This window comes from Bacteroides acidifaciens (assembly GCF_903181435.1).
Lineage (GTDB): Bacteria > Bacteroidota > Bacteroidia > Bacteroidales > Bacteroidaceae > Bacteroides.
Genome location: NZ_CAEUHO010000004.1, coordinates 418,611 through 444,360, shown reverse-complemented (window position 1 = coordinate 444,360; position 25,750 = coordinate 418,611). Strand labels below are relative to the sequence as shown.

Below are 25,750 nucleotides of genomic sequence, written 5' to 3'. Positions count from 1 at the left end.
AATCGTTCCTTTTTTAAAAACTAACTTGTAAACCTAAAATAAACTGGAAAGCAGACGGATAATAGTTGTATCCTCCCCCGAAAGTACCCGGTGTCAGACCGTTGACTTCGTAAGTAGAAGGGTCTACACCCGTGAATTTCGTAAACGTATAGAGATTGTTGGCTGTGCCGAACAAACGTATTTTCTCGATATACTTCTTATTCAGGTTCATCGTATATCCCAAAGTGATGTTGTCTATCTTCAGGTAATCGCCCGGTTCGATGAAATAGTCGGTTATCACGTTCTTGCCGGTCGTGATATGCGCGTTCTTCGAGTAAGCGGTCGTCAACTGGTTGGTACTCATGCTCTGCAATCCGAAGTAGAAATCGTGTACGTTGAATATATCGAATCCGGCAGCGCCACGGAAAGCAACGGTCAGGTCGAAGTTCTTGTAAGTGAAGTTGTGCGTCATGGAGCCGGTAAATTTCGGCAGACCATTGCCGGTCACCGCCTTGTCTTCCTCCGAACCCTGGGCTATCGGAATCACATTGCCCTTCTTATCGTAAATCAGCCAGTTGCCTTTCTTGTCTACGCCTGCATAACGGTAGGTGAAGTAATTACCGATACGTTCGCCTTCCTCAATCCGTTGCAAGTATCCCGGATTGTTGGGATTCGCCATGTTGCAGGTCGAGTAATACTTCTGCCCCTTATAGACATCGTTGGAGAAGCTGACAAACTTATTGTTATTAGTAGCGCCCACTAAAGTGAAACTATAAGCGAAGTCTTTCGTCCGGACGGCATTTACCGTCACGTCCAGCTCGAAACCTGTATTGCGGAGCGTACCCACATTGGCATAGATAGTGGTGAACAGATTGGGCGGCACGGATACGGAGTAACTACCGAGCAAATCGCTTTGTTTACGGTGGAAATAGTTAAATGAACCGGTCACTTTGTGCTTGAAGAGCGAAAAGTCCAGACCGATATTCTGATTGTGTCCCTTTTCCCAGCGAAGTTCCGAATTGACATTCTTGCTCGGACCCCATACATGGAAGTTGTTGCCGTTATACTGATACCAGCCATAGGCTCTATACGTAGCTAAGGACTGGTAGTTACCTATCTCCTGGTTACCGGTGACACCATAGTCATAGCGCACCTTCAAGTCATCAATCCACGAAAGTCCTTTCATAAACTTCTCGTCCGAGATACGCCAGCCCACAGATACCGCAGGAAAATTACCCCATTTGTGATTCTCACCGAAGCGGGAAGAACCCTCGTGGCGCAAAGAGAAAGTGAACAGATAGCGTTCTTTCCAGTCGTAGTTGACACGGCCGAAGAAGCTGATTAGTTTATGGTCGTTCTTGTAGGAACTCATCATTGTCTTTCCTTCTTTCGCCGCTTCCAGACCGGAGCCAAGATTGTTATAAGTCAGACCGTCGGAAGAGAAATCCCAGTTCTCCGCTCCCATTCCCGAGTTTACACCGTAATTATAACTGTAACCTACCATCGCACGAATCTGATGTTCCTTGATGCGTGTAGAGAAATTAGTCACCCATTCCAAATTGTTGCTGGTACTCTTGTCAAAATCGCGGCTCGCTTTCCCGGCAACGCTCGAATTGACATTAGGGCCATACGTAGACGGAGTGAACCATCCGTTGAACTTATCGACCTGGTATTGTGAAAGGGTCACCTGTGATTTCAACACCATATTCGGGTTACTCGGGTTAAACAGGGGAAGCAGGTTGACGGCAGCCGTAGCGTTCCACTCCAACAATTTGATTTCCGTTCCGTTCTCTTCCTCATTCAGTTGCTCGACGATATTGGAGCTGTCTCCGCCGGAAGGGAAACGATAATAGCCATTGGCGGACTCGGAATCGTAAACAGGCATAGTCGGGTTATTCTTGATAACACTGCCGTAGACGCTTGCCGATTTGTTCCGGTCGATTACACGCGGAGTCATATTGGCGGAGAATGTGAACAAACCGTCTTTTGTAGTATGGCTGATAGTGGCACGCGCACCATATTCGCGACGGTCGGAACGCAGGTCGATACCTTGTGCCTTGCGGTAGTCGGCAGTCACGCGGTAATTGGTTCTCGCATTTCCGCCGGAGAAGGTCAATGTATGCATATGCGTTACGCCCAGGCGGGTAACGGCATCAAACCAGTCTGTACTGGCTCCCATATCCGAAAGCGGATTGGACACGGTGCGGTAGGCACGATATTCTTCCGCGTTCATTATATCCAGTTCTTTCTTCGCCTTATTGAAAGTAACGGCAGCACTATAAGTAGTATGCACCTCTCCGTCCCTCGTTCCTTTTTTCAGATTCACGAGAATAACACCGTTGCTGCCTCGTGTACCGTAGATAGCGGAAGCCGCACCGTCTTTCAACACGTCAATAGATTCAATATCGGCAGGGTTGATATTCGTCATATCACCGCCCGGCACTCCGTCTACCACAATCAACGGTCCTAAGCCTGCATTACGGGAAGAGATACCGCGAATCTGAATACTTCCCGTACTGTTCGGGTCGGCCAGAGCCGTATTCGAAACCGATACGCTGGACACCTTTCCCTGCAGAAGCATGGAAGCATCGAGACTGGAAATCTGATTCAGGTCTTTCGCACCGACATGGGAGATAGCCGATGTCATTTCTTTCCTTTTCATCGTGCCGTAACCTACCACCACCACTTCATTCAAGGCGGTAGATTCTTCTTTCAGCACAATTCGCAAAGACTGACGGTCTTTGATAGCTATTTCCTGTGTTTCATAGCCGATATAAGATACTTTCAGACGACCGTTTTGCGGGGCATTTACCTGAAATTTACCGTCTATATTTGTAATGGCGCCTTGCTTTGTCTCTACAACCACCACCGAGGCACCGATGACAGGTTCGCCCTTTTCATCGATTACTGTACCGGATATTTTACGTTCCTGCTGCACTTCGAGGGAAGCTCCCCTTGCCTCGATACCGGAAAACAGTATCAGCAACATACCTAACAGGCAGGCACACGTCTTGCAATGAATATTTCTCATAAATAGATGATTTTTATATTAGATGATAAAGTTAACGCAGTCCTCTCGCCTGTAACGCGGGAATCAACAAGTCGGGCACATCGGTCTGTATCATGCACACCATCGGATAGATTTGCAACAATTCGTCGAGATAGCCCTCATTCAGTGTCCATTCGGAAACACTGCTGCCACTTGCGGGAAGCATATTCACCGTAGCCAGCATACCGTCATTGATAGAGCTTCCCAAAGGAGTGCTTTTTCCATTTGTCAGGTAACTGTATTGCACAAAGTAGTTGCCCGGCAATCCTATCATCGGCTTGTGGTTACCCGTCCATGTGTAAACGTGGGCTTTAGAGGTGATGCCCAGCACTTCTTCCGCTTTCTGTGCACTGTTGCAATAGAAGAATACGGATTCCATCATGTCAAGTTTCATCACGATGTCTACCACCTGCTGCGAAGAAGCCGTACGAGGGGAATAGTCGAGATTGAAATAGATTCTGCCGCGTCCCGCTTTCAGGAATTCTTCGAGGGTAGGCATCTTTTCGTCAGTCACCCGTCCGTTCCGGTCTTTCAAGTTGTACTGTTGTAGTTCCGCATAGGTCATTTTTGTGATGTCCCCCGTACCGTTAGTGGTGGCATTGATTGTCTGGTCGTGGCATACCACTACCACACCGTCACTTGTGACGTGCGTATCGCACTCTATCACTTCGGCTCCCGAGTCAATGGCATCTTCTACGGAAGACACCGAGTTTTCGGGAACAGTCCTGTCCGTGGTATGTGCGCGGTGGGTCATCACCCATACTTTCTTGTTAGACGGTTCCCTGAACTGCTTCATCGCTTCCGACAGTGCCAACAGGTTATAGATGCGGATTCTTTTCTGCACCTCATACTGCCCTGCCGTGACGTGCATGGTATAGTCACCGCTTTGCGTATAGACATGGGTGACAGCTTCGGCAGCTTTGCCATTCTTCACCGTCCCATCACCAAAATCGACAGTAATATCGGAATTTCCATCAATGTTGATAAACTTGACCTCTACCACCTCTTTCAGCATGGCACGGGTACTTGTTTGCAGGTAAGGGTTCTTTTTCACAGAATCATCGTCGGAACAGGCGATGCAAACTATTCCGCATACACAGAGGACAGCCCAACACCATAACCGGCTTACAGACTGGCTTTTTGTCCTTCCGCCTTTTCCTAGAACTAAAAAATGCAGTAATTCATTTTTCATTTGTATTTCTATAAAGGTTAATAAAAAAAGGAATTCCCGAAAACGGAATCTGTTATTCCCGTTCGGTTATGACAAAAATAGATGGAAATGCCGCGATAAAAAACAGCCAATGAGATATAAGTGGATATTTACAATATTCACAAAACACCAACAAGTTGATAAACAAGATATTAGTTTGTGTTATGCCCGTATCAAAAGGTAGATTTGATACAGACTTATTTACCGGATTTTAGCTACCAAATCTTCAAAATCTTCGCGTGAAACGCGTGCTTTGGTCTTCACTCTCGAACGGTAATTATAGATAGTATTGACCGAGTAATGTAGAAGCTCCGCAATCTGCGAACTGTCCTTAATGCCGAGACGAATCAAGGCAAAAATCCGCAGTTCTGTATTGAGCAGCTCGTCCGGTTTTAAGACTATTTGTTCTTCGGGCAGCAATAATTGATTGAGAGATTCCACAAAGTTCGGGAACAGGTGCAGGAAGGCAGAATCGAAGTTCGCATATAGTTCCTGCACTTCAACAGTCACAATATCATTGCTGAGATGTGTCATTTTCAACAGTTCGGCTACTTGCCCCCGCTGCAACTTCTTATTTACCAGCTTTCTGTATGCTTGCAAACGGTCTACATAAACGGAGCATAATTTGAAAAAACGGGCAATATAGGCTTCTTTAATAAGGTTGGACTCGGAAAGCTCCAGATTGGTGGAACGAAGATGCCGGTTGACTTCTTCCAGTTCTTCATTCAAGGAGAAAAGCCGCTCGTTCACCTCTTGCAACCCTTTCTTGGCAACCGAAAGGGCTTTCATCTGCCGGTAAATATAGATTAACGCTATTATCAGCAACAATGCCAGCAGCGCCACACATACAATATAAATCAGCAGCTCCCGGTTTTGCTGTTTGATGATATCCTGATAATTCCCGTTAATCATGGAAAGAGGGGTAATGTTCATCCAACTGCGTAAGCGTGTCTTATAGAATTGTGATATTTCCCATGAGAAGTTGATATAGGCATACGCACGCTTCAAGTCTCCCTTCTTGTGCAATTCCTGCGCCAGCACCATCAAAGAGGACTGTTCCTTGATGGCGGAACGTACATCGGAAATAGCAGAAAGAACAAGGTAATATAAATGCTCGTCTTTCTGTCCCATACTTTCAAAAAGGCGGAAACGCTGATAGGCCGCCAATGCATATTGAGGTGTGCCGAAAGAGGATTCCGAAATCCGGCGGTCACTGAATTCAAGAGCCTCATCGTATTTCCCGGCTTCTTTCAGTTGGGTTTCGCGCAACCACAGGTAAGTATCCGAAGAGGGTTCCAAGGTTACCTGCATAGAGTCCCGATAGGCATGGCTCAACTTGAAATAACGCGATGAAAACATCTTGTATCGCGGCTGCGCCGCTCCTGCTTCGGCATATACATGTTCATAACACGTATAGTAATCTCCCAAAAGCGACTGCGGAAGTGACGGTCGGTCTATGGCTCCCAGTATATCCGCCGCTTCTATATACATTCCGATGGAAGACAACAGGTAGGATAACTCCAACTGGATTTTAAGCTCGCGCTCCCTGTCGTTCAACTGACGGGCGAGTAATATATTCTCATTCAGATAGTGGAGTGCGGAATCAGAGCTATACGCTTTATATTCAGAGTAAATTGTATTGTTCAGGTTATAACGTTCGATGGAAACAGGCGGTGTCTTCCCAGCTTCTTTCTTCAACTCCCGAAGCCTGTTCTCTTTAATCTGCACATAAGCGTCCGCCTCTTTTATGGTTGCGTCAAGCACATTCAACAGCGAGTCCAAACGCTCATCGGCAAAGACCGAAGAACAGGAAAACAGAAGTAAAAGGAATGACAAGCAGTTCTTTTTCATCGGGTTGACAGAGTTTAATTATAATAGAGATTTCATGGTTTAACGAAACAAATGTAGGAAAATTCTTCATAATCCAACTATAAATAACCCATAAATTAAGGAAGCCAATGGTCTGCCGAAAGGGGAAAGGCGGATAAAAGACAGCCTATATTACAATTCCTTTAAGAAAAAGAATCTAATTATATGCACACAAAATCTTTAGATTACAAAGAAAAACATATAACTTTGTAGTCAGAAGATTCTTATCTGACTTTAATATCCAAAATTTAATTCATATGATAAAAAAACATCGATTAGTAGCACTAAGCGCTTTGCTGATATTTACGTGTACAACTATGAATGCTCAGAAAATTGTGAAACTGTGGGAGACAAACCCACCGACAAGTAATGAAATAACAAAAGCTGAAAAGTACGAGAGAAACGGCAATTGGGTAACAAATGTTTCCTCACCCGAACTGGCTATTTACCAGACCAATAAAGCAAAAAACACAGAAATGGCAGTTGTGATATGTCCAGGTGGAGGATACGCCGGACTGGCTATTCTGCACGAAGGGGAACAGTTTGCTAAATGGTTGAACGGACAGGGAATAACGGCTTTCGTCCTCAAATACCGGATGCCGAACAAACACAAGGAAGTACCCTTGGATGATGCACAGCAGGCAATACGTTATGTACGCAATCATGCAAGCGAATTTGGTATAGACGTAAATAAAGTAGGTATCGCCGGTTTCTCGGCAGGCGGACATTTGGCCGCTACCGCTTCTACTCACTACACGACAGAGGGAACAAATACAAGACCGGATTTCTCCATTCTTTTTTATCCTGTCATAACCATGGAGAGGGCTACGCATGGCGGTTCCCGTTCCAATCTGTTGGGTGACAATCCCCTACCGGCCGATATCCAGTTTTTCTCTAACGAAAAGCATATCAATGCAAACACCCCACCTGCCATCCTGTTATTGAGTGATGACGATAAGTCCGTACCTACTGCCAATAGCGTGCTCTATTATGAATCATTGAAGAAAAACAATGTCCCCGCAACCATGTATATATTTCCCGAAGGCGGTCATGGCTGGGGGATGAATATAGACTTTAAGTATCATTCACAGATGCTTGAGTTGCTGGGTATGTGGCTGAAATCTGTCTACTGATATTCAAAACAAACATCATCACGCATTACATTTTCTCAAACATTCTTATACCTATGAGAAAAAATACTCATCGCATTGAGACTTAATTCTCGTAGGTCTGAGATTTTTTTCTCACACCTATGAGAATATCCCCTTGTATGAGTATCTTAAAACGGCACTTTGTACTTCCCTGATAATGGTCATTAGTATGCCCAAAAGCATTAGTTAAAACATACATATAACGTCAGTTCGATAAATGCGTGTCAGATTGGGTAACTGTGGGTTATCAGGAACTGTCCATTTGGCTTTTATCACTGGACTGTTCGTAGTAAAAGAGATTGCCAGTCCGGCAGAGTTCGTGAAAAGTTTCTTCACTTTGGGCGGCATTGAGTGATACTTCGCGGTGTCTACCCGATGGAAATATTCACCTTCTGAGGTTGCCTTACCTACCAGCAGGAGTTCTTGAGTCGGCGTATAGGTAAAATTGTTTTTCTGTTGTCCGGCCACGACAAGGGGAAGCATCAACAAACCCAAGCAAATCCGGACTTTCCGTGTTAAGTTTTTCATGGTCAATTAAATATTAGCGGTTTATTAGTGAATCTGTTAGTTCATAAGCCTCAAGAGGTTACTTATATACCAACGTAGACAAATATTCTTCTGCAAACATTTCATTGGCAACTTCCAGCAATTGTTCTGCCGTCAATGCCTCTATGCGCTTGAAGACCAATTCGGATGATTCGTACTTGTGATAGTGCAGGTATGTCTTTGCCATTCCCAGCGCATTATTTTCAAAATTATCGGATGCCACCCCTATTTGCCCGATAAGTTGTTTCTTGGCTGCGGCAAGCTGGGATGAGGTCATCTTTGTGTCGCGCATTCGCTTCAACTCTTTATAGGTCAGCCTCAAGCAAGTGTCCATATCTTCAACATCGGTTCCGAAGTAAATGCAGAAAGCTCCTGTATCGGTATAAGAAGTCAGGTTGGATTCGACATTATAAACCAGCCCCCTGCGCTCACGAAGAGCTACATTCAGTTTGCTGTTCATGCCAGGGCCACCGAGGATATTATTCAATAGATAGAGAGCCGTACGCTTGTCGTCATAGGCATTATACCCACGGCTGCCAATCATCACGTGTGCCTGATGCGTATCCTTGGCTATCGTCAAATGTTCGGGAACATAAAGCGGCGGGGGAACACGACGGTTGGTTACTTCCACTGCAGGAATATCCGACAGATATTTCTCTGCCAGACGGATTATCTTCTTGAAGTCATATTGCCCCTGGACGAAGAACACCATATTCCCCGGCTGATAAAACCGGCGGGTAAACGAAAGGACGTCTTCGGTGCGGAAACTCCGCAACAGTTCCGGTTTGCCCAGGATATTCCTTCCCAACGGATGATTGCGGAATATCATATCCTCAAAATCGTCGAATATCAGTTCCGAAGGAGTATCTTCATACGACTGTATTTCATCAATAATGACTTCCGTCTCTTTCTCTATCTCATGCTGGGGAAAGGTAGAATGAAATACAATATCCCCCAATAATTCGAGAGCCCGCTCCAAGTGTTCGGTCAGGAAAGCGGAATAGACTACCGTCTCTTCCTTATTGGTGTAAGCATTCAGGTCGCCGCCAACGTTCTCCATCCGGTTGAGGATATGCCAGGCTTTCCGTTTCTCCGTCCCTTTAAAAATGAGATGCTCCACGAAGTGAGCCATCCCCTGCTCAGATTCCGCCTCATCACGCGTTCCGGCATCAATGGCAAAACCACAATAAGCTACTTTTGAGAGAGTCGGTTCATGGATAATACGCAAACCATTGGGGAGTGTATATTCGTTAGATTGCATTGTTTTCTACTTCCTTAGTGAATTATGCTACAAAAATACAATAAAACTTATTGCGGTTTATAGAAAATTGCAGATATTTGTGGACTATAACAGTTACAACGTATATGAAAAAGATAGGAATATTCTGTTCTGCCTCAGAAAACATTGACAAAATGTACTTCGAAAGCGCCCGCCGAATCGGCGAATGGATAGGACAGACTGGCAAAACGTTGATTTACGGAGGAGCCAACCTCGGACTGATGGAATGCGTAGCCCGTGCCGTGAAAGAAAACGGCGGAAAGGTCATCGGGGTAGTCCCTGCCAAACTGGAAGAGAAAGGCAGTGTAAGCACTTGTCTGGACGAAGTGATTCATACTCACAATCTGAGCGACCGGAAGGACATCATGACCGAGAAATCGGATATACTGGTAGCATTGCCGGGTGGTGTAGGCACATTCGATGAAATATTCCATGTGATAGCCGCCGCTTCTATCGGATACCATCAGAAAAAGGTCGTATTTTACAACGAATACGGTTTCTACGATGAACTGTTGAAAGCTCTCAAGACATTAGAGGACAAAGGGTTTGCCCGCCAGCCCTTTTCTACTTATTACGAAATAACAAACACTCTGGAAGAATTAAAAGAAAAAATAAACTGATTATATGATAGACTCCATCAAACAACTCTTGCAACAGGAAGCACAAGCCGTGCTCAATATCCCTGTAACAGACGCTTATGAGAAAGCCGTACAACTGATTGTAGAACAAATACATCAGAAAAAGGGAAAACTGGTAACTTCCGGCATGGGAAAAGCCGGACAAATTGCTATGAACATCGCTACCACTTTCTGTTCCACCGGTATCCCGTCCGTTTTCCTGCATCCCAGTGAAGCACAACACGGAGACTTGGGTATCTTGCAGAAAAACGATTTGCTCCTGCTCATCTCCAACTCCGGAAAAACGCGCGAAATCGTAGAATTAACACGCCTTGCCCATAATCTGGACCCGGACTTGAAGTTTATCGTTATTACCGGAAACCCCGACAGCCCGCTAGCACATGAATCGGATGTCTGCCTGAGTACTGGCAAACCGACTGAGGTCTGCGTTTTAGGAATGACGCCTACTACCTCAACCACCGCCATGACCGTTATCGGCGATATACTGGTGGTACAGACCATGAAGAAAACCCAATTCACCATAGAAGAATACTCAAAACGTCATCACGGCGGTTACCTGGGCGAAAAATCAAGGTCACTATGCGAAAAGTAATCGGAATCGGAGAGACTATCCTCGATATCATCTTTCGAGGTGACCAGCCTTCCGCAGCCGTACCGGGAGGCTCTGTATTCAACGGCATCGTATCCTTAGGACGGATGGGAATAAACGTCGGTTTCATCAGCGAAACCGGTAATGACCGTGTAGGGAACATCATCCTACAATTCATGCGTGACAACAATATTCCGACCGACCACGTGAATGTATTCCCCGACGGGAAATCACCGGTATCCCTGGCTTTTCTCAATGAGCAAAGTGATGCCGAATACATCTTCTACAAGGATTACCCCAAGCAACGTCTCGATGTCCTGTTCCCCAAACTGGAAGAGGACGATATTGTCATGGTAGGCTCCTACTACGCCCTGAATCCGGTATTGCGGGAAAAGATTCTCGAACTGCTCGACCAGGCACGTGAGAAGAAAGCCATTATCTACTATGACCCCAACTTCCGCTCCTCACACAAGAACGAAGCGATGAAACTGGCACCGACCATCATCGAAAACCTGGAGTACGCGGACATTGTGCGCGGTTCACTGGAAGACTTCCTCTATATGTACGGCATACAGGACGCGGATAAGATATACAAGGACAAAATCAAATTCTACTGCCCCCGGTTTGTCTGTACTGCAGGCGGGGAGAAAGTGTCGCTGCGCACCAACCTGGTCAACAAAGATTATCCGATAGAGCCGCTGGAAGCTGTCAGCACCATCGGAGCTGGTGACAATTTTAACGCGGGACTGATTTACGGACTATTAAAATATGATGTCCGCTACCGCGACTTGGATAACTTGAACGAAGAAGTATGGGATAAAATTATCCGGTGCGGAAAAGACTTCGCAGCCGAGGTTTGCCGTAGTTTCAGCAATTCTGTTTCGGTGGAGTTTGCAGAAAAATACAGATAAGGCTCCGCTCGTAAATTACTATTAACTTTGGCTAATTATCGCAAAGGAATTACCATATCTTCCGGTAATTCCTATCTTTGCGTATATGATTCACCCAGACAAAGAAACTATGTACAAGAACCTGTTTAGCTGGCTTACCATTTTGTTAGTGCTCCCGTCCTGCTCCGGCACACCGCCGACCATATCGGTGGTATGCGAAGAAAACAACGTGGGAAACTGCGTGATTAAATGGGAAACGGCACCAGTACTGAAAGGACAGGTACGAGTATATGCATCCACTTCCCCCAAGTTGATTCCCGAAGACTCTCCCGTGGCGATGAGCAAAATATCCAGCGGCAAGATGACCATCGTCACCGATGACCCGTCCCGACGCTATTATTATCTGATGGTGTTCGATAATAAATACCAGGTCAAAGTGGCTACCCGCAACGTTAATATCCCCGGCATCCAGAATTTCCGTGATTTAGGCGGATATAAATCCGTCGATACAGGGAAGTCTGTCAGTTGGGGAATGCTCTACCGCTCTGCGCAGATAGACAGTATTCCATCCTGTTCGCGCCAGGAGCTGAAGAATATAGGCATACGGACTATCATAGACTTGCGTTCCGAAGGAGAACGCCACAACTATCCACAGCTCCGTGATGGTGAATTTAAGATTGTGCACATTCCCATCCCTACAGGAAATATGGATAAAATCCTGCAAGGAATCCAGGAAGAGAAAATAAAAAGCGATACCATTTATCGCCTGGTGGAGCAGATGAACCGCGAACTGGTGACAAACTACCGGAAAGAATTCAATGAATTGTTCTCCGTCCTGCTCAACCGTGACTCTTATCCGGCTGTGATTCACTGTACATCCGGCAAAGGGCGCACAGGAATCGTTTCCGCCTTGCTGCTTGCGGCGCTAGGTGTCAATGAAGACGTAATAATGTCGGACTACCGGCTGAGTAATGACTATTTCAATATCCCCAAGGCTTCAAAATACGCTTACGAATTGCCGGTAAATTCGCAGGAAGCGATAACCACAATCTATTCCGCCAAGGAAGATTTTCTGAATGCCGCAAAGGAACAGATTGAGTCTGAGTATGGAAACGTACAAGCTTACTTGAAGAAAGGAATCGGACTTTCCGCAGAAGAAATAGAACAGTTGCGCAGCATCCTGCTGGAATAAATCGCAAATCGTAATTCGTAATTCGTAATTATTCTCTATCTTTGCATCCGAAATAAAAGATATACAGAGATTTAATGAAGACATTTGAAGAGCTTGGCGTTTCTCCGGAGATACGTAGAGCAATTGAAGAAATGGGATACGAGAATCCCATGCCGGTACAAGAGGAAGTGATTCCGTACCTTTTAGGAGAAAATAATGATGTAGTAGCTCTTGCACAGACAGGAACAGGTAAAACAGCCGCATTCGGTCTGCCTCTGCTCCAACAGATTGACGTAAAGAACAGAATTCCACAATCGCTCATCCTCTGCCCTACACGTGAGCTTTGTCTCCAGATAGCGGGAGATTTGAATGATTATTCCAAATACATTGACGGACTGAAAGTATTGCCTGTATATGGCGGTTCTTCCATTGACAGCCAGATACGCAGCCTGAAACGGGGTGTGCATATCATCGTAGCCACTCCCGGACGCTTGCTGGACTTGATGGAGCGCAAGACCGTTTCCCTGGCTACCATCCGCAACGTTGTGATGGACGAAGCGGATGAGATGCTGAACATGGGATTTACGGATAGCATCAACGCTATTCTGGCTGATGTCCCGCAGGAACGTAATACATTGCTTTTCTCGGCTACTATGAGCCCGGAAATTGCGCGTATTTCAAAGAACTACCTGCGTGATGCCAAAGAAATCACTATCGGCCGTAAGAACGAAAGTACCAACAACGTAAAACACGTTGTCTACACCGTACAGGCTAAAGATAAATACGAGGCGCTAAAACGTATCGTCGATTACTACCCGCAAATATACGGCATCATTTTCTGCCGTACCCGTAAGGAAACTCAGGAAATCGCTGACAAATTAATGCAGGAAGGCTATAATGCCGACTCGCTGCATGGCGAACTTTCACAAGCACAGCGGGATACTGTTATGCAGAAATTTCGTATTCGCAACCTGCAACTGCTCGTTGCCACAGATGTAGCTGCCCGCGGTCTGGACGTGGACAATTTGACTCACGTTATCAACTACGGCTTGCCCGATGATACAGAAAGCTACACTCACCGTAGCGGACGTACGGGACGTGCCGGAAAGACCGGTACTTCTATCGCCATCATCAATCTCCGCGAAAGAGGAAAGTTAAGAGAAATAGAACGAATCATCGGCAAGAAATTCATTGCCGGAGAGATGCCGACTGCGGCAGGCATCTGCCAGAAGCAGTTGATTAAGGTTATTGACGACCTTGAAAAAGTAAAAGTAAACGAAGAAGAAATCGCGGACTTCATGCCGGAAATCTATCGTAAACTGGAATGGTTGAGCAAGGAAGACCTGATAAAACGAATGGTTTCGCACGAATTCAACCGTTTCGCAGAATATTACCGCCACCGCCCGGAAATAGAACAACCGACCATTGAAAGCCGTGGTGAACGTGCCGGAAGAGGTGACCGCAAAGAGGGCGGCTTCGAAAAGAGAAGCCGGAAAGCTGCCCCAGGCTTCAACCGCCTGTTTATCAATTTGGGTAAAACAGACAATTTCTTCCCTAGCGACCTTATCGGCTTGTTGAACAGTAATACACGCGGACGCATCGAATTGGGACGCATTGACTTGATGCAGAACTTCTCTTTCTTCGAAGTTCCTGAAAAGGAGGCTGTCAATGTCGTAAAAGCCTTGAGCCGTGCCAAATGGAATAGCCGTAAGGTTGTTGTAGAAGTGTCCAATGAGGAAGGCGGAAAAGGACGTGAAAACGGTTCAGGTGAACGCAAAGGCGGTAAACGATTCGGCAAAGGAGAAGAACATGCGCCACGCTATGAGAATAAAGACAGAAAATCCAAAGATACTTCTGCCAAAGGCGCGAAACCCGGTAAGAAGGAAAAACCAAGCCGTGCGGAACGGGGATATTCCGATGCCCGTGGACCGAAAAAGAAAGATAACTGGCAGGAGTTCTTCAAAGATAAGGAACCTGACTTCAGCGAAGAAGGATGGGCACGCAGAAAACCGAAGAAGTAAAATTCCAACCAATATATCTCCCGGGATGACTTCCATTCAGCCCGGGGATTAGTAAAGTTTAGCCCAGGGCTCATCTCATGTGAACCCTGGGCTAAATGCATATGTAAGACTACATGAGCTATATTATCGGGCTATTTTCAATTCTTGTACAAGATTTCCCGCCTTTCCGTATTTCTCTATAATAAAGAGTATATACCGGACATCCACTCCGATGCACCGTTGCAAATCCGGTTCAAAAACAATATCACTGCTCATAGCTTCCCAGTTGCCATCAAAAGCCAGACCGAGCAATTCTCCCTTGCTGTTGAACATTGCACTGCCGGAGTTTCCGCCCGTAATATCATTGTTGGAGATAAAGCAGACACTCATGTCACCTTGTTCATTGGCATACCTGCCGAAGTCACCGGAAGAAAGCAAGTCCAACAATTCCGGTTGGACAGCAAAGTCAATATCCCCAGCGTGTTCTTTCACCTTTTCGAAAATACCTTTCACGGTCGTATAATAGTCATAGGTAGCCCCATCAAAAGGCGAATAACCATCCACCGTTCCAAAACTCAGACGCATGGTAGAATTGGCATCAGGGTAGAAATTACGATCGGCATACATGCGGCGCATAGCTGCATTAAACAAGCGTTCTCCCTGTTCTATCTGCTCCGAAGCTTCGGAGATGCTTTGGTTCATCTCATAATATTTCACAATCAGGTCGAGACTTAAGGATACGGCAGGGTCTTCAAACAAATTATACGTTGTATCCCGCTCCAGAAAACGTTTCAAGCCTTTCGGTGAAGTTATCTGGGACGTTGCGTACAATGAATCGACATAAGCCTGTATATTCCCGTTGTAAAGCGTATCTATCTTCTGATACATGGCAGGAAGATATTTCTTGTCCACTTTCGTCTGAAACTCTTTCAGCATGGCTGCAAAGACTTCCTTGTCAATAGCCGTATCCAGGTTATCATATTTCTCCAGCAGTTTCTTCATGCGGCTTACCACCTGCTTCTCTTCCGCCTCAAAGTCGAAGTTCAGAATCTCAAGCGCAAGCTGAACCAGCTCGGGACCATTGATAAATGCTTCACCGAAATAAGCCAAGGCACGATTTGCTTCACGACGATTACTATAACTCAATTCCAGAGAGGAGAACAGGCGAAGCAATTTTTCCCGTTCTTCGGGGTGCGACTGAATCCATTCACGGAGCGCAGTCTCTGCAGCCCGTTTCTTTTCCAAGACTTTGAGATGCTTGATAGCCTTGTTTGTTCCGATACTGTTCTTCCAGTAATTAGAGCTTTCATCATATTTGGAAGCATATTTGATACGGATATCCGGACGATGGTCCATTTCCCGTTTCCAAATAGCCTGTTTTACCCCACGCACATCAATCATAGCCTGATTGATGCCATTCATCATTTCCTCAATGCCATACGAGGAAAGATAACGCTCTGTGCTTCCCGGATAACCGAGGGTCATGCAGAACGAACCTTCCTTATATCCGTCCAAAGAGATAGGAGCCACATATTCGGGGCGGTACGGCACGTTTTCAGGAGAATAATCCGCCGGGCCGTTCTTGCTATTGGCATAGATGCGAAAGACGCTAAAATCGCCCGTATGGCGTGGCCACATCCAGTTATCAGTATCCCACCCGAACTTTCCAACAGAAGAAGGGGGAGCAAATACCAGGCGGACATCATTATAATCCCGGTAAACGGAAAGCCAGAATTCATTTCCTGCATAATAGGCATCCACTATCCCGGTCAATGTAGAGTCCTTTTCCGAAATCTCCATGCCGATTACATTCATGACTGAATCGACAGCTACCCGGCGTTCTGATTCCGTTTTAGCATGTTTGGCGGCAGACAATACCCGTTTGGTCACATTTTCCGTACGAAGCAGGAAACGGACATACAACTCCGGATTCGGCAGTTCTTCTTCAAGACTACGCGCCACAAAGCCATCTTTCAGATAATCGTGTTCCACCGAAGAATGTTGCTGGATGCTGCTGAATCCGCAATGATGGTTGGTAAACACCAAACCGTCTTCGGAAACAACCACCCCCGAACAAAAGCCGCCGAAGCTCACTACAGCATCTGCAAGACAAGGCTTCTTCGGATTATATAGTTTTTTTACAGGCATCTGCAAGCCAAGTTGTTTCATCACTTGTTCTGTCTGTTTGTTCTTATTGAGATTTCCCAACAACCACATTCCCTCATCGGCAAAAGCCTTCGAAAGACAGATAGAAAGGAGTACGATGACGGTCAGTCTGAATTTCATGCTATTATTTTTAGGTTCATTATTCTGTAATCAGTCGCAACTGCTTGGCTCCTACACGGGCTTTCAGCCACTCGCTAATCTTGGCTTTCTCGGTAGCAGACGGATGTCTGGCAAACTTCATCACAGCCAATGTCACCGTATCCGTTTTCATCGAATCCACCCGTACTTCAAGGGAATGAGCGATGGAGAGCGTAGTGACAGAAGGGTAAAGCACCTTCAATTCGGGCACTAGTGTACGGCTCAGTGCGTCATACGTCCTATATTGTTCAAGCGTTGTCTCCAGTTGGGATATTTTCACTTTCTGCTCCTGAAGCCGCTGTTCGCTGTTCTTATAGAAGTCTTCCATTACCATGGCACGAATAGAAGAGACATCTACCGCTTCATTATTCATGCCTTGCAATACTATCAGTTTCGTATCTTCAAGTTTATACTCTTTTAGTTTACTACGGGCTATGGAGATAGAAGCATCCGGCACTTCAGACCCAATCAGCACAACACGGAGTTCCTTGTGTTCATAACTGATCTTTTTGTCAAGTACCTGTGTATTTTCAAATCCTAACTGTTCAGAAATAAACCGGTTGGCAGCCGCCTCGTAGAAGGTGCCCTTAATGATGCCATACGTCAGATAGACAGCCGGGCACATCGTCAGAACCACAATCAGAATGATATATTTACGCACTGTCTTCTCACGGGTTTTATCCACAAACTCTTTCCGCTGGAAATGCATCACGCGAACACCAAGGAAGGTAGCCAGACTGATAAATACAGAATTGATGAAATAGAGATAGAAGGCTCCTAAGAAATAAATCAGATTACCGGACGCCAATCCGTATCCTGCCGTACAGAGCGGAGGCATCAATGCGGTAGCAATGGCGACGCCCGGAATCACGTTTCCTTTTTCTTTGGTAGAAAGGGCTACTACGCCTGCCAAACCACCGAATAATGCGATGAATACGTCATAAATAGTAGGCGATGTGCGTGCCAGCAACTCGGACTGTGAACCGGCAATAGGCGCAAGAAGGAAGAAAATAGTCGCTGTCGTCACACTGAAAGCGGTCGTAATAAGGAAACTCTTCAAAGAGCGTTTCATCAATTCGAAGTCATTCAGCCCGACTGATAATCCTACTCCCATGATAGGTCCCATCAACGGAGAGATCAACATGGCACCGATGATAACGGCGGTAGAATTTACATTCAGACCGAGTGATGCCATAAAAATGGCAAAGATAAGAATCCATAAGTTAGCTCCTTTGAACTCTACTCCTTTGCGGATAGAATCGACTGTTACCAGTTCGTTATCCTTGTCTTTTTTCAAGTCCAGATATTCGTTCAGAAAGGACCTGATGGCAAATTTATTACGTTCATCTGTCTTCATGATTATTTCTTCTTTATAAATCGGTTAATAACAGGAATCTGGCTCAAAGGCAAGTCCCGCTTGATAATATAGCTTACAAACAACAACAAGAGTACGGTACGGAAAGCAAGCCGGAGTACAAGATTGGAGATTGGCACTTGTTCTCCAATCACATAAAGTACCGCTGCAAACAGCACATAAAGCCCGATACTTTTCAGGTCATATTGAATCGGATATTTCTTCTGTCCCATCCAGTAAGATAACAGCATGATGGAGCCATATCCGGCTACGGAAGCCCAGGCAGAAGCAATATAGCCGTAAGTAGGAACCAACAGAATATTCATCACTACGATAATGGCACAACCTATCAGAGAGAAATAAGCTCCCCATCGTGTTTCGTCCGTCAGTTTATACCAGAAAGAGAGATTGAAATAGATACCTTTACAGATTTCCGCAAGCATCACGATAGCCACTACTCCCAGCCCTTCCCAATATCCTCTTGCCACCAGATAGCGCAGCAAATCGAGATAGAACATCACAGCAAGGAAAGCCAGTAACGAGAATATGAGGAAATATTTCATCGCCGCCGCATACATTTTCCGGTTGTCCCCTTCACGATCCTTGCCAAATACAAACGGTTCGTAAGCATAGCGGAAGGCTTGTGTAAACATAGCCATCACCATAGCTATTTTACTGGTAGCTGCATAAATACCCAGTTGCACCAATCCTTCCTGCCGGTTTTCGAAAAGGAACGGATAAATCATCTTATCCACCGTCTGGTTCAGAATACCGACCAAACCCAAAATAAGTACCGGGAAAGAATAGACAACCATTCGTTTCAGCAATGCCCTATCCAGTTTGTAGGCAAAACCTCTCAGCTCAGGGATAAAGAAGAACATCTGGACAACAGAGACTATCAAGTTACTGATAAAGATATAACCTATCAGATAATCGGGGTCATAGAACCATGAGACAGTTTCCGGATAATGTATATTCAGCCAGGGGCATAACAGTAAGAAAAACAGGTTCAGCCCGATTCCGCCAACAATGGAAAGCAGCTTGATAGCCGCAAACTTTATCGGTCGTTTTTTATAGCGTAGATAAGCGAACGGAATGCACTGAAAAGAGTCTAAAGCCACCACAACAGCCATCATCGCTATAAATTCCGGATGATTGCCATAGTCCAGCAGATTGGAGATGGGCTGTAGGAACAACAGGCAGAGAAGAACGAAAATCAACGATACCCCACCTACCGAAAGCAAAGAGTTGGCATATACTTTCATCGGTTCTTCTCCCGATTTATTGGCAAAACGGAAGAATCCGGTTTCCATACCGAACGTTAGCAGTACGAGCATCAAGGCTGTGAATGCATAAACATTCGATACGACCCCATACCCACCTGTGGAAGCCGGCAAAACAGCCGTGTACAACGGCACCAGCATATAGTTAAGGAATCGTCCGACAATGCTACTCAGCCCGTAAATTGCAGTATCTTTTGCTAATGTTTTTAGTCCAGCCATGTAGATAATGATTAACGGTTTAGTGATTAATGATTAACGTCGAAAAGTCAGAATACTACCGACTATTGACTTTTAGGTAATTCCCTAATGAGATACTACTACTTTATGTTAGTCGTTAAACAGTGTCTTCTGACTGTTATAAAGGCTACGCCCCAAATGCTTATAGGCAAGTTCTGTCACCTCACGACCACGAGGAGTGCGCTTCATGAATCCTTCTTTGATCAGGAAAGGTTCGTAAACTTCCTCGATGGTTCCCGCATCTTCTCCCAAAGCGGTAGCAATGGTCGTTATACCGACAGGACCGCCTTTAAACTTGTCTATAATGGTACAAAGTATCTTGTTGTCTATCTCGTCCAAGCCATATTTGTCAATATTCAATGCTTCCAACGCAAACTGGGCGATTTCCGTATCGATAGAACCCGAACCTTTCACCTGAGCAAAATCACGCACACGGCGAAGCAAAGCATTGGCAATACGGGGCGTCCCACGACTGCGGGATGCAATCTCCGACGCTGCACGTACCGAGCAGGGTACATCCAGAATGGATGCAGAACGGCGGATTATATTGCTCAAAATATCATCGTCATAATACTCCAAATGCAGGTTTATACCAAAACGTGCACGAAGCGGGGCTGTCAGCAGACCGCTACGCGTAGTGGCACCCACCAGCGTAAAAGGATTCAAATCAATCTGAATGCTACGTGCCGAAGGTCCCTTATCAATCATAATATCAATGCGGTAATCTTCCATGGCAGAGTAAAGATACTCTTCCACTACTGGCGACAAACGATGGATTTCATCAATAAACAGTACGTCGTTAGGTTCGAGACTGGTCAGCACACCTGCCAGGTCACCCGGTTTATCAAGCACCGGACCGGAAGTGACTTTAAAGCCGACGCCCAATTCATTGGCAATGATATTTGAAAGGGTTGTTTTTCCCAAGCCGGGAGGGCCATGCAACAGCACATGGTCGAGCGCCTCGCCACGCAAGCGTGCCGCCTTCACAAAAATGCGAAGGTTCTCCACCACCTTGTCCTGTCCGCTGAAGTCTTCAAAGCTCAACGGGCGGAGTGCGTTCTCAAAATCCCGTTCCTTTGAAGTCAGCTGATGTTCGCGTATGTTAAAATCTTCCTGTTCCATTTATTTCTTGAAAGTAGGAGACAAAGATAGAGAAATACATTTATTTTCGATATAAGAAAGACGAAGAAAAACTCCAATCGGCATCCGAATGGCAATGACCGTAGGGCTATTTATAAAGATTTAAGAGATTGCTTGCCGGACTTTGTACCATACATTGGCACAGTTGTGCATCTATATTGGCATCACCGTGCCACTTCATTGGCAAGACTGTGCCAATGAAGTGGCACAATCTATGAAACGAAACACTGAACTATGGCATATCAGGACACAACCTTTTATTCCGTTATTTAGTTTATTTGAAACGTAATAACTACTTTTGCACCATCTATACACACGCTATCAACTATGGTTTTAAATTACATCTGGATAGGATTCTTTGTCGTCGCCTTTATTATCGCCCTTATAAAAGTAATTTTCCTGGGAGATACGGAGATATTTACGGCTATCATGAACGCTACATTTGATTCTTCAAAAACAGCTTTCGAGATATCCCTGGGGCTTACAGGCGTACTGGCTCTTTGGCTGGGCATCATGAAAATCGGAGAAAATAGCGGATTGATTAATGCGCTGGCTCGCTTTCTTAGTCCGGTGCTTTGCCGGCTGTTTCCGGACATTCCTAAAGGGCACCCGGTGTTAGGGTCCATCTTCATGAATATGTCTGCCAATATGCTTGGCCTCGACAATGCAGCTACCCCACTGGGGCTGAAAGCGATGAAAGAGCTGCAAGAACTGAACCCGAAAAAGGACACGGCTTCCAATCCGATGATTATGTTTTTGGTGATTAATACATCCGGCCTTATCATCATTCCGATCAGTATCATGGTATATCGCGCACAAATGGGGGCTGCACAGCCTACAGATGTATTTATCCCTATCCTGCTAAGTACTTTCATTTCCACTTTAGTAGGAGTCATAGCAGTCAGCATCGCTCAAAAGATAAACTTAATCAATAAGCCTATTCTCCTTTTAATGGGCGTTATCTGCCTTTTCTTTTCCGGCTTGATTTATCTGTTCCTAAGCGTTTCGCGAGAGGACATGGGTACTTATTCTACATTAATAGCGAATATTCTGCTGTTCAGTGTCATCATCCTGTTTATCCTGACGGGAGTCAGAAAGAAAATCAATGTATACGATTCGTTTGTAGAAGGAGCCAAAGAGGGATTTACGACAGCTGTACGCATCATCCCTTATCTGGTTGCCTTCCTTGTAGGAATTGCAGTGTTCCGCACTTCGGGAGCAATGGATTTTCTGGTGGGAGGCATCGGCTATATAGTAGGCTTATGCGGAGTCGACACGAGCTTTGTAGGTGCACTGCCTACTGCATTGATGAAATCGCTTAGCGGTAGCGGTGCGAACGGATTGATGATCGATACGATGAAAGAACTGGGACCGGATTCGTTTGTGGGGCGTATGAGTTGTATCGTTCGCGGGGCTTCGGACACCACATTCTACATTCTGGCGGTTTATTTCGGCAGTGTAGGGATTACCAAAACTCGTAATGCGGTGACTTGCGGTCTGATAGCAGACTTCTCAGGTATCATAGCCGCCATCTTAATCAGTTATTTATTTTTCTTTTAAATCATAACATTCAATTATGGCTGTAACTTATCAAACAGAAGGCGTAAAAATGCCTGATATCAAGAAACGCGAGACTACGGAATGGATAAAGGCGGTAGCTGCTTCTTACGGGAAAAGACTCGGTGAAATCGCTTATATCTTCTGCTCCGACGAAAAGATTCTGGAGGTAAACCGTCAGTATCTGCAACACGACTACTACACGGACATTATTACTTTCGATTATTGTGAAGGCGACCGCCTGTCGGGTGACTTATTCATCAGTCTGGATACGATACGCACCAATGCGGAACAATTCGGCGCATCCTATGACGATGAGCTACATCGTGTCATTATTCACGGAATTCTCCACTTGTGCGGCATCAACGATAAAGGTCCCGGAGAGCGGGAGATTATGGAAGCTGCGGAGAATAAGGCATTGGCGATACGACAGTCATAAGCCATATTCCGCTGATGGTTCATTCGGATATACCATGCCGAGCATACTGAAAAATCGCCCCATCGTAACCACTACGACGGGGCGATTTCATTAGCAACGTAATGCTAATATTAACACTAAATTAATGTGAATTCGATATAAGTTTATAAGATGGCTGTCAAGTTCAAACATACAGCCCAAAAGCAAACCGGAGAAAACAACCATTTCGATAAGCGGAGAGACCTCTCGGCAGCTTGAAATATACTGCCGGGAAAACGGGATATTGCGTAAAGATTTCGTTTCACTCGCCTTGGAATACTTTGAGCGCACAGGGTTCAACCTGAAGAGTAATGCACTTGATTACTCTCCTTTGGAAAAGATCATCGGAGAATTGAATGAAGTAAAAGCTACCATGCAGACAAATAATGAGGGAACAGAAGCCATTCGCCAACTACTACAAGCAGTCAGGGAACGGACCGCAAAACAGCTTCCGGCTCCGGAACTTATTGCCTAGGCAACTGAAGAAAAAGCACACCGGGAACTCCTCCGGGTACGTGATGAACAGAAAACAATAGGAAAAATAAACAATACTTCAGTAAATTTTTACCGAGATTTTAAAAGTCAAACAATAGAACCGTCAAAAGCTGGTTCGAAAACGCTAAAGAGATCATTGAAATGTTGTCAAAAACGAATGGTTAAGCATGAAAAATATGCTGGAAAAAGAAGCTAACCTGCTGATAATAAACAGAAAAAATATTGCATAATTCGTTAGTTTTTTAGTAAATTACTGAAGTTTCCCACCCCTTCATATCAGCTATTTGAGTAATAGTTCCCTTCAGTGGGTGGTCTAAAAATCAAATGTTTTCCGAACGATTTAACGCACGCCTAAAAAATGTTTAGTCCAAATCGGGCATGGCATAATCGTCCGAATCGCATAGAAATGTGCCCAGACCTTTGTGGAGAAGTCTGCCGTTTGCCGTGCGGCTACAGTTGATAGGCATGTCAACAGATCCACTCCTGCTTCACGCGACAAAACTTCCAACAGATGCCTGACTTCTTCCAAAGTCCTGCTCCACAGGGTGAGCACTTGCAGCCGGTCACGCTCGGAACGGAATAGTGCTCCCAGGGTTTCATATTCTGAAAAGCGTTTGGCCAAGGAGAGCATCTGATACATCATGAAACACAAGGTGGTGTCTGCAATCTGAGCGTTGTAGTTCCGACTCTGACATTTCCCCAGTCCAAGATAACCACGGCATTCCTTGAATATGACCTCTATGCCCCAGCGTCTTTCGTAAAGTTCAAAGGCTCTGACGAAGTTCATGGAGGTATCTGTAGTAAGCAACACTTTCCAATGGGTACTTCGCCCGTATTTGATGATGAAGATGCGTATGGGCTGTTCGCCCAGTTTTGCATGAAGCTGAATGTATTTGCACTTGTACTTTCGGCAATAGCATGAAGCTGTGCGTTCATACCTTACAATCAGTTCATGGATGTTTTGGGGACGTTTGGACTTGCTTGTCTGATAACGCAACTTGGGGTTCATCTTGGCCAAACCAATATAGTGCACTGAACCACCGCATAGCTCGCGGACTGCCTGTATGAGCGATTCGCATGTAAACCAACTGTCAGCAAGCACATACTTGAAGTTGATACCATGCCCCACGGCATGACAAAGCATGCGTCTGGCCATTTCGAGCTTGCTCTCATCACATTCCGCCTTGCGTGCATAGTCCGGATTTTTTGCGTTCCGCTTTTCTTTGAACTGCTCCTTCCGCTGTTTTAAGGTCAAGCCGTAATCCTTCTTCTTTCCTTTTTCACGATGAAGGGAGAAGTCTATGGGATAGCAGCTTTTCCCGTCAGAGAGAGCCAGTGTCAGGCATTTCATTCCATAAATGAAATTATGTGTGACATGGTCGAACACCTTGCTGACTCCTTCGATTCGAATGCCACTTTTCTGAAAGGTTGTATCATCAAGGATGGCACAAGTGTCATGCTCGTTGGTATCCACCTGATGTTTCTGGAGAATGGCATGGAAGCGAAGGGTGATTTTGGTAAGAAGCATTCGCCAGTCGATGCGGGCGTTCAACGGTTCTATCATCAGCAAGCATCTCATAGGTAAAAGAAAAGCCATCGCCATTGACCCTTCCTATATCCCCAAGTCCGGTCATAAGACACCTTGGATTGGTTACTTCTGGTCAGGTTGTGCCGGGGATTATAAGCGTGGATTGGAAATCATGGGCATTGGAGTCATTGACATCGACCATCATGAATGCATGACTCTAGGCTCCATTCAGACGCCAGATTGTAAGACCTTGGATAATATAGGCAAAAACCTCGTTGATTGGTATAGCAGCTATCTTGTCAGTAGAAAAGACAAGATACAGAGCATATCCGAAACGGTGGTTGCAGACGCATTCTTCTCCAAGGAAGCCTTCATTACGCCTATGTGTGAGAATAACTTCCATGTTATCAGCCGCTTCAGGAATGATGTAATCCTATACTATCCGACATTGGAAAAGAAAACAGGAAAACGAGGACATCCTAAGTGGTTTGACGGTAGGATTGACTTTGCCAATCTGGTTCTTACCCGATGCAAGGAATACGAAGTGAATAAGGGAAAGCTATACGGATTGAGGGTATATGCAAAAGCTCTCAAAAGGTACGTTTCCTTATCCGTCTGGTACCCCATGGATGGAAGATCAGACAAGTGGCAGCTTTACTTCTCTACAGACGATTCGATGGATGGACGCGAAGTCCTGGATTATTACAGAACCAGGTTCCAACTCGAATTTTGTTTCAGAGATGGCAAGCAGCATACTGGAATCATCAACTGTCAGTCTACAGACTTCAGAAAGTTGGATTTTCACTTCAATGCATCACTCGCTACTGGCAACTTGGCAAAAGCGGCATGTAAGAGGCTCGGAATAACATATTCAATATCCAATTGCAAGTCATTCATACACAATGCTTATATGCTTGAACGATTTATTTGCGTGTTTGGGATTAACCCAGACCCACAAGTTATTGACAAACTTTTCAAAGAACTCATTTTATTTACTGCCAGATCCGCTTAGGATTGGCTAATT

18 protein-coding genes and 2 pseudogenes are annotated in these 25,750 nt (G+C 45.3%); 10 read left to right on the top strand and 10 right to left on the bottom strand.

Annotation, left to right across the window (positions count from 1 at the left end):
* Window positions 1–13: 13 nt before the first annotated feature.
* The 3 genes from CLIN57ABFB40_RS13860 to CLIN57ABFB40_RS13850 all read right to left on the bottom strand — a co-directional run bounded on the left by CLIN57ABFB40_RS13860 (window position 14) and on the right by CLIN57ABFB40_RS13850 (window position 6,089).
* Window positions 14–3,010 (bottom strand): SusC/RagA family TonB-linked outer membrane protein, encoded by a 2,997-nt coding sequence (locus CLIN57ABFB40_RS13860; protein WP_175630635.1) that lies wholly within the window; start codon window positions 3,008–3,010, stop codon window positions 14–16.
* 31 nt (window positions 3,011–3,041) lie between these two features.
* Window positions 3,042–4,220 (bottom strand): glycerophosphodiester phosphodiesterase family protein, encoded by a 1,179-nt coding sequence (locus CLIN57ABFB40_RS13855; RefSeq protein WP_175630634.1) that lies wholly within the window; start codon window positions 4,218–4,220, stop codon window positions 3,042–3,044.
* Window positions 4,221–4,439: 219 nt separating this feature from the next.
* Window positions 4,440–6,089: a DUF6377 domain-containing protein gene (locus CLIN57ABFB40_RS13850; RefSeq protein WP_175630633.1), complete on the bottom strand. Its 1,650-nt coding sequence runs from the start codon at window positions 6,087–6,089 to the stop codon at window positions 4,440–4,442.
* 335 nt (window positions 6,090–6,424) lie between these two features.
* Here CLIN57ABFB40_RS13850 and CLIN57ABFB40_RS13845 point away from each other — a divergent pair, with 335 nt between their 5' ends.
* Window positions 6,425–7,240 (top strand): alpha/beta hydrolase, encoded by an 816-nt coding sequence (locus CLIN57ABFB40_RS13845; RefSeq protein WP_254871784.1) that lies wholly within the window; start codon window positions 6,425–6,427, stop codon window positions 7,238–7,240.
* A 234-nt stretch (window positions 7,241–7,474) separates the two neighbouring features.
* Here CLIN57ABFB40_RS13845 and CLIN57ABFB40_RS13840 read toward each other — a convergent pair.
* Together CLIN57ABFB40_RS13840 and CLIN57ABFB40_RS13835 are read right to left on the bottom strand one after the other, a co-directional pair.
* Window positions 7,475–7,786, bottom strand: a pseudogene (locus tag CLIN57ABFB40_RS13840) (SGNH/GDSL hydrolase N-terminal domain-containing protein); the annotation flags it as partial.
* Between the two features lie 58 nt (window positions 7,787–7,844).
* The gene (locus CLIN57ABFB40_RS13835; RefSeq protein WP_175630631.1) at window positions 7,845–9,065 is read right to left on the bottom strand and encodes a M16 family metallopeptidase; all 1,221 of its coding nucleotides are present in this window, start codon (window positions 9,063–9,065) and stop codon (window positions 7,845–7,847) included.
* A 104-nt stretch (window positions 9,066–9,169) separates the two neighbouring features.
* On the opposite strand from CLIN57ABFB40_RS13835, the gene CLIN57ABFB40_RS13830 reads away from it, so the two are divergent.
* The 5 genes from CLIN57ABFB40_RS13830 to CLIN57ABFB40_RS13810 all read left to right on the top strand — a co-directional run bounded on the left by CLIN57ABFB40_RS13830 (window position 9,170) and on the right by CLIN57ABFB40_RS13810 (window position 14,392).
* Window positions 9,170–9,703 carry a TIGR00730 family Rossman fold protein gene (locus CLIN57ABFB40_RS13830; protein ID WP_175630630.1) on the top strand — a complete coding sequence of 178 codons (534 nt, stop codon included), beginning with the start codon at window positions 9,170–9,172 and terminating at the stop codon, window positions 9,701–9,703.
* A gap of 4 nt (window positions 9,704–9,707) precedes the next feature.
* Window positions 9,708–10,313, top strand: a complete 606-nt coding sequence (locus CLIN57ABFB40_RS13825) for an SIS domain-containing protein (RefSeq protein WP_175630629.1) — start codon at window positions 9,708–9,710, stop codon at window positions 10,311–10,313.
* Window positions 10,301–11,221, top strand: a complete 921-nt coding sequence (locus CLIN57ABFB40_RS13820; protein ID WP_175630628.1) for a carbohydrate kinase family protein — start codon at window positions 10,301–10,303, stop codon at window positions 11,219–11,221. Before CLIN57ABFB40_RS13825 ends, CLIN57ABFB40_RS13820 begins: the two co-directional genes overlap by 13 nt.
* Window positions 11,222–11,330: 109 nt before the next feature.
* A complete protein-coding gene (locus tag CLIN57ABFB40_RS13815; protein ID WP_175630627.1) occupies window positions 11,331–12,392 on the top strand; it encodes a tyrosine-protein phosphatase in 1,062 nt (353 codons plus the stop codon).
* 74 nt (window positions 12,393–12,466) lie between these two features.
* Complete coding sequence (locus CLIN57ABFB40_RS13810; RefSeq protein ID WP_175630626.1) at window positions 12,467–14,392, top strand: DEAD/DEAH box helicase; 1,926 nt, start codon at window positions 12,467–12,469, stop codon at window positions 14,390–14,392.
* 123 nt (window positions 14,393–14,515) lie between these two features.
* On the opposite strand, the gene CLIN57ABFB40_RS13805 is transcribed toward CLIN57ABFB40_RS13810, so the two are convergent.
* The 4 genes from CLIN57ABFB40_RS13805 to ruvB form a co-directional block, all read right to left on the bottom strand.
* Window positions 14,516–16,657, bottom strand: a complete 2,142-nt coding sequence (locus tag CLIN57ABFB40_RS13805; RefSeq protein ID WP_175630625.1) for a S46 family peptidase — start codon at window positions 16,655–16,657, stop codon at window positions 14,516–14,518.
* A gap of 19 nt (window positions 16,658–16,676) precedes the next feature.
* The gene (locus tag CLIN57ABFB40_RS13800) at window positions 16,677–18,032 is read right to left on the bottom strand and encodes a TIGR00341 family protein (RefSeq protein ID WP_175630624.1); all 1,356 of its coding nucleotides are present in this window, start codon (window positions 18,030–18,032) and stop codon (window positions 16,677–16,679) included.
* 2 nt (window positions 18,033–18,034) lie between these two features.
* Complete coding sequence (locus tag CLIN57ABFB40_RS13795) at window positions 18,035–19,531, bottom strand: polysaccharide biosynthesis C-terminal domain-containing protein (RefSeq protein ID WP_175630623.1); 1,497 nt, start codon at window positions 19,529–19,531, stop codon at window positions 18,035–18,037.
* Between the two features lie 108 nt (window positions 19,532–19,639).
* The gene (gene ruvB, locus CLIN57ABFB40_RS13790) at window positions 19,640–20,671 is read right to left on the bottom strand and encodes a Holliday junction branch migration DNA helicase RuvB (RefSeq protein WP_004298040.1); all 1,032 of its coding nucleotides are present in this window, start codon (window positions 20,669–20,671) and stop codon (window positions 19,640–19,642) included.
* Between the two features lie 345 nt (window positions 20,672–21,016).
* Between ruvB and CLIN57ABFB40_RS13785 the strand changes: the two genes are divergently transcribed.
* From CLIN57ABFB40_RS13785 to CLIN57ABFB40_RS13775, 3 genes and pseudogenes are all read left to right on the top strand, one after another.
* On the top strand, window positions 21,017–22,249 hold the full coding sequence (locus CLIN57ABFB40_RS13785) for a nucleoside recognition domain-containing protein (RefSeq protein ID WP_175630622.1): 1,233 nt from the start codon (window positions 21,017–21,019) through the stop codon (window positions 22,247–22,249).
* Between the two features lie 16 nt (window positions 22,250–22,265).
* Window positions 22,266–22,685: an rRNA maturation RNase YbeY gene (gene ybeY / locus CLIN57ABFB40_RS13780; RefSeq protein ID WP_135037950.1), complete on the top strand. Its 420-nt coding sequence runs from the start codon at window positions 22,266–22,268 to the stop codon at window positions 22,683–22,685.
* Window positions 22,686–22,839: 154 nt separating this feature from the next.
* Window positions 22,840–23,247, top strand: a pseudogene (locus CLIN57ABFB40_RS13775) (BfmA/BtgA family mobilization protein); the annotation flags it as partial.
* Between the two features lie 291 nt (window positions 23,248–23,538).
* Here CLIN57ABFB40_RS13775 and CLIN57ABFB40_RS13770 read toward each other — a convergent pair.
* The gene (locus tag CLIN57ABFB40_RS13770) at window positions 23,539–24,762 is read right to left on the bottom strand and encodes a transposase (RefSeq protein ID WP_175630621.1); all 1,224 of its coding nucleotides are present in this window, start codon (window positions 24,760–24,762) and stop codon (window positions 23,539–23,541) included.
* On the opposite strand from CLIN57ABFB40_RS13770, the gene CLIN57ABFB40_RS13765 reads away from it, so the two are divergent.
* Complete coding sequence (locus CLIN57ABFB40_RS13765) at window positions 24,737–25,738, top strand: transposase (RefSeq protein WP_254871800.1); 1,002 nt, start codon at window positions 24,737–24,739, stop codon at window positions 25,736–25,738. The two genes, CLIN57ABFB40_RS13770 and CLIN57ABFB40_RS13765, sit on opposite strands and share 26 nt — an antisense overlap.
* Window positions 25,739–25,750: the final 12 nt, after the last annotated feature.